The organism is Bacteroidia bacterium (assembly GCA_019695265.1).
In the GTDB taxonomy this organism is placed as follows: domain Bacteria; phylum Bacteroidota; class Bacteroidia; order JAIBAJ01; family JAIBAJ01; genus JAIBAJ01.
The window spans coordinates 1-4,927 of the sequence record JAIBAJ010000166.1; the positions used below are offsets into that span (position 1 = coordinate 1).

Sequence of the window (4,927 nt, forward strand, 5' to 3'; positions counted from 1 at the left end):
CTTCCTACCAAACTGCTACCAAGTACAGTGGCCAGATTAATTCTTTGACTTTCTCCTCCGCTTAAGGAGTTGGAAAGTCGGTTCAAATTCAAATAACCTAAACCAACATCCTCCAAGTAGCTGATTCGGTTGTTGATTTCTAACAACAATCGTTTACCTATGGCATAATCGTGTTCAGATAGTTCTAGATTTTTAAAGTATATCGCCAATTCCTCTACAGGAATCAACATTAAATCGCTCAGGTTTTTTCCGGCAATTTTTACATATCCGGCATCTGCCCTTAACCGGGTTCCTCTACATTCCGGACATTGGGTTTTCCCTCTATACCTGGCTAGCATAACCCGATATTGTATCTTATAGGTTTGGGCTTCTATATCTTTAAAAAACTGGTTTATGCCCCAAGTTGTTCCCACTCCGTTCCAAAGTTGTTCCTTTTGCTCTGAACTGAGTTCGTAGTAAGGCTTATGCACCGGAAATCCGAATTTAGGGGCATTCATTATAAAGTTTTGCCTGAACCAACCCATCGTTTCGCCCTTCCAACAAGCAACGGCCTCATCGTAAACACTTCTGCTCTTATCCGGTACTACCAGGTTCTCATCAATGCCAATTATGCTGCCAAAACCTTCACATCGTTTACATGCTCCATACGGATTATTAAAGCTGAAAAAATTGGCCGAAGGTTCTTCGAATTCCATACCATCCGCCTCAAACCGATTGGAGAAAACTTGTTCATTTTGAATTCCATCTTCCGAAATAATTACTAAATGGCAACTTCCATTACCTTCCCCAAATGCAGTTTGTACCGAATCTGCTAATCTGCTTAGAAAATCTTCGTCGTCTAAACTCTCCATTCCAAATCGGTCCACCAATAAAAATGCTTTGGTAAAACTTAATTCAGACTGGTTGGCCGATAACAACTGTTCAATTTGCCAGGGATTTCCATCAATGATTACTCGAGTAAAACCCTGTTGAAGCAATAAATTAAACGTGTCTTTTGGATCCTGGTTGTTACGGAAGCTAATGGGGCAGGTAACCATAACTCTGTTCGAACCCGGTAATGAAACTACAAAATCGATTACATCTCTCACCGAATGTCTTTTTACAAGCTCTCCTGAAATAGGGGAGTAGGTTTTTCCAATTCTGGCAAACAATAATTTGAGATAGTCATAAATTTCAGTACTTGTCCCTACAGTACTCCTTGGATTTCTTGTGGTTACTTTTTGTTCTATTGCCACTGCCGGAGAAATTCCTTTAATATAATCTACCTCGGGCTTTTCTAGCTTGCCCATGAATTGCCTGGCATAAGCAGATAAACTCTCAACATACCTTCTTTGTCCTTCTGCATACAAGGTGTCAAAGGCTAGCGATGATTTTCCACTTCCACTTAATCCGGTAATTACCGTAAATGAATTGCGCTTAATGGCTACATCAACGTTTTTTAGGTTGTGTACCCTGGCTCCTTTTATAATGATATATTCCTTCGGTGAAAGTTCGTCAATGTTGCGATTCATGGTTCACAAAAGTAGCCAAACAGGGATTGGAAAAGGGAATAAATTCCCAAAAAATAGTAGAAGTTTCCCACTATTTTAATCCCAATAATCGCAAATTGGCTTTGGCGGCCAACGCAAAACTGGAATCAATTTTTAAAGCAAAGGCATATTCAGCTTTTGCTTTGTCATTTCGTTTCAAAGCTTCGTAACAAAGGCCTCTCATATAGGCCGCTTTTGCCATTTTTTTATCATTGGCTAAGGCTTGGGTGAAATTTAAAATGGCAGAATCGTAGGCTTTTTTGTACATAAAATCAATGTATCCCAAATTGTAATGGGTATCTGCATCTTTATTATCCAGTTTTAATAACAAGCGATACGTTTCTATTGCTTTGTCAATTTGACCTGCATTTTGATAAAACATACCCAGGTTATAGTATGGCTCAATGTTATTAGGTTGAAGTTGAGATGCATTACTAAAATAGTTTACCGCCAATTTGCTTTTCTTAGCCGAAAACAAAATACCTAGTTGTAAAAAGGCTTCATAATAATCCGGATTTTGTTCAACGGCGGTTTGCATGCTATTGATGGCTTTATTCGTATCGCCCGATTCCATAAAGGCAAAACCTTTGATAAAGTACGACTTTGGATTGTGAATGTCGACCCGCAATGCCCGGTCAGCCAATCGAATCGTTTCCTGGTAGTTTTTTAGGAATAAATTAAACTCGGCTAATTTGTTTAAACCTTCTACATGGTTGGGCGCAACTTCAACACATTTTTCAAGAGCTGCTTTGGCTCCTACCGGCTGCCGAAGACCCATGTATATATCTGCAAGCAAGGGGTAATAATCGGCTTTGGTGGTATCTCGTAAAATGGCTTTGCTTATATCAATTTTGGCTGCAGTATAATCGCCTTTTTCGACATAAAGTTTTGCCCTTTGATAGAGTAAATTGGTATTGTCTCGATCAACAGCCAAGAGTTGAGATAAGGAATCAATAGGACTTAACTTAGCCTGAGCGCTTTGTTGAGTTGTATTTTTGGATCCACAAGAAAACAAAGAGAGAAGAGAAATAGAAATAAGGAGGTAGTTGCCTTTAATCATGCAACACAAAATAAAGGAATGATTGAAAATGTCAGGTAGTAAAACAATCGAATTATTTCAGTTCTATCAAGTACTGAATTAATTCTTAATCATTTCTACCGTTTGAAACCAACGGGAACTTTCTTGAAACTTAATGCTTTGAATACCAGGTTTCAATGGAGTATAGCCGGATTTAGAAACAACCATAAATAAAATATTAGGCAGTTTTTGCTCAAAATCAACCCTACCATCTTTACCGGTTGTTTTGTCATCTAAAATTTTGGAAACTACCCCTGTTTCTGCACTCACTTCATCACTATACATCGTTACTTTAACACCTGTAACCGGTGTACCCAGCGAATCAATAACAAAAACAGTAGCGTTGCAAGTACGGTCTTTTTTGCAAGAACTACTTTGAGTAACAACTAAGGAAAAACCTATAAAAGCAACAACAATACCAAGGATTTTTTTCATGACTATTCTACTAGATTGAGGGTGCTAAATTAATGTTTCATTTCGATTGTAACAAACGATCTTTTGGATTCTTCAAATTTTATGGTTTCCAACTCGCCCTGAATTGGATTTAAACCGGCTTTTTCAACTTTTACAAACAAAATATTAGGTAATTCCTGCTCAAAATCTACCCTTCCATCCTTATTCGTGGTTTTCTCCTCTTCAATAAGGGATGGTCCTGATACCGGACTGACGATATCGCTGTACAATAAAACCTTTGCACCTGTTACCGGACTTCCATTTTCGTCAATAATAAATACACTGGCACTGCAGGTTTTATCTTTTTGGCACGAGGCCATACTTATCAATAGGCTAAATGGAAGTAAAGAATAAAATAGTCTTTGTTTCATTTCAATAATTTATAGTCAAATTTAGGTTATTTATTCGAAATAGGCAAATAAAATTGTATTGTTTGAAAGATAGTTTGTTCTTTTGATTCTTTAGAATTCTTGTTTCGAGTGTATTTTGCTAAATAAACCTACATTTTGTTTGAAAAAAAACTAGTTGGGGTTCCGCGCGTGAGGGATTGAAGTGGATAGCCCGCAACCCGAACACTTTCGGGTGAGGACTAGGAACGTAAAGCCCGACCCTTTTGCCCGGAATTGACTAGTTGCTTTGCACCAATACCCGGTGGGCAAAAGGGGCACGCCCAAATCTCAAAAATCATTTCATTCCTAAATTTAGTTAAGCCGGTTTTCTTTCGTCAAATTTCTACCTTGGCGTTCATCTGGAATTTATTTTTGTACCAAATTAAATCGATGAGAAAAATTTTCATTCTGTTTGCCGTTCTACTTTCCGGACTGGCAGTGCAAGCTCAAACAAATTCAAAATCAAAAGAGGCTATTGTGTTGATTTCCACTTCGTTTGGAGATATTAAGCTGAAGTTGTACAACGAAACCCCACTGCACCGCGATAATTTTCTGAAACTGGCCGATAGCGGTCAATACAACGGTAGTACATTTCATAGGGTTATTGCAGGTTTTATGGTTCAAGGAGGCGGAAAAAATAAAGGAATGGAAGAAATGGGAAGTCAATTCCAAGGTGAAATTTATCCTCTTTTTCATCACAAACGTGGTGTTTTGGCAGCCGCCCGAACCGGTGATCAAATGAATCCGTCACGCCGGTCTTCCGGCTCTCAATTTTATATAGTTCAAGGTCGAGTATTTACAGAAGCAGAATTGAAACAAGTTGAATTTCAGACCGGTAAGAAATTTACCCCCCAGCAAGTGAAGGATTATACAACCATCGGTGGAGCCCCACATTTGGATGGTGCCTACACTGTTTTTGGAGAAGTGCTGGAAGGAATGGACGTTGTTGATAAAATTGCGGCATGTCCTAAAGTTGGAGAATCGCCTGATCCTGAAATAGTTATGACTGTTAAAGTGTTAAGTAAGTAATGCGACATCCCATTTTAATTTTTTTTCTGGTGGTAATGACAGCATGTTCTAGCCAACCTACCAAAACAGAAAAGCTCCCTTTGGATATCGAAGGTCATCGCGGTTGCCGCGGCTTGTTTCCGGAAAACTCTATCGAAGGCTTTATTCAGGCTTTAAACCTGGGAGTAAATACCTTGGAATTGGATGTTGTAATTTCGTCAGATAGTCAGGTCGTTGTATCTCATGAACCTTGGATGGGTTGGGAAATTGCCACTTCTCCGCAAGGAATTTCGCCCGATACTACCACCGAGAAAAATTTCAACCTGTTTAAAATGACTTATGCCGAAATTAAACAGTGGGATTGCGGTAGTAAATTACACCCACGTTTTCCATACCAACAAAAGATGAAAACGTACAAACCTCTTTTGTCTGAAGTGTTCGAAAAGGTAGAGGCATTTATTAAGGAACAT

General features: G+C 38.8%; 6 protein-coding genes. 2 read left to right on the plus strand and 4 right to left on the minus strand.

Translation table 11 applies throughout. The annotated features are described in order from the left end of the window. The 4 genes from K1X82_14715 to K1X82_14730 form a co-directional block, all read right to left on the minus strand. Positions 1-1,511 (minus strand): excinuclease ABC subunit A (locus tag K1X82_14715; GenBank protein MBX7183362.1); only part of this gene is annotated, 1,511 nt, incomplete at its 3' end. A gap of 70 nt (positions 1,512-1,581) precedes the next feature. After that, positions 1,582-2,589 (minus strand): tetratricopeptide repeat protein, encoded by a 1,008-nt coding sequence (locus K1X82_14720; GenBank protein MBX7183363.1) that lies wholly within the window; start codon positions 2,587-2,589, stop codon positions 1,582-1,584. Positions 2,590-2,667: 78 nt separating this feature from the next. Beyond that, a complete protein-coding gene (locus K1X82_14725; protein MBX7183364.1) occupies positions 2,668-3,042 on the minus strand; it encodes a hypothetical protein in 375 nt (124 codons plus the stop codon). Between the two features lie 29 nt (positions 3,043-3,071). Next, a complete protein-coding gene (locus K1X82_14730; GenBank protein MBX7183365.1) occupies positions 3,072-3,431 on the minus strand; it encodes a hypothetical protein in 360 nt (119 codons plus the stop codon). A 408-nt stretch (positions 3,432-3,839) separates the two neighbouring features. Here K1X82_14730 and K1X82_14735 point away from each other — a divergent pair, with 408 nt between their 5' ends. After that, on the plus strand, positions 3,840-4,478 hold the full coding sequence (locus K1X82_14735) for a peptidylprolyl isomerase (protein MBX7183366.1): 639 nt from the start codon (positions 3,840-3,842) through the stop codon (positions 4,476-4,478). A gap of 35 nt (positions 4,479-4,513) precedes the next feature. Further along, positions 4,514-4,927 (plus strand): glycerophosphodiester phosphodiesterase (locus K1X82_14740; GenBank protein MBX7183367.1); only part of this gene is annotated, 414 nt, incomplete at its 3' end.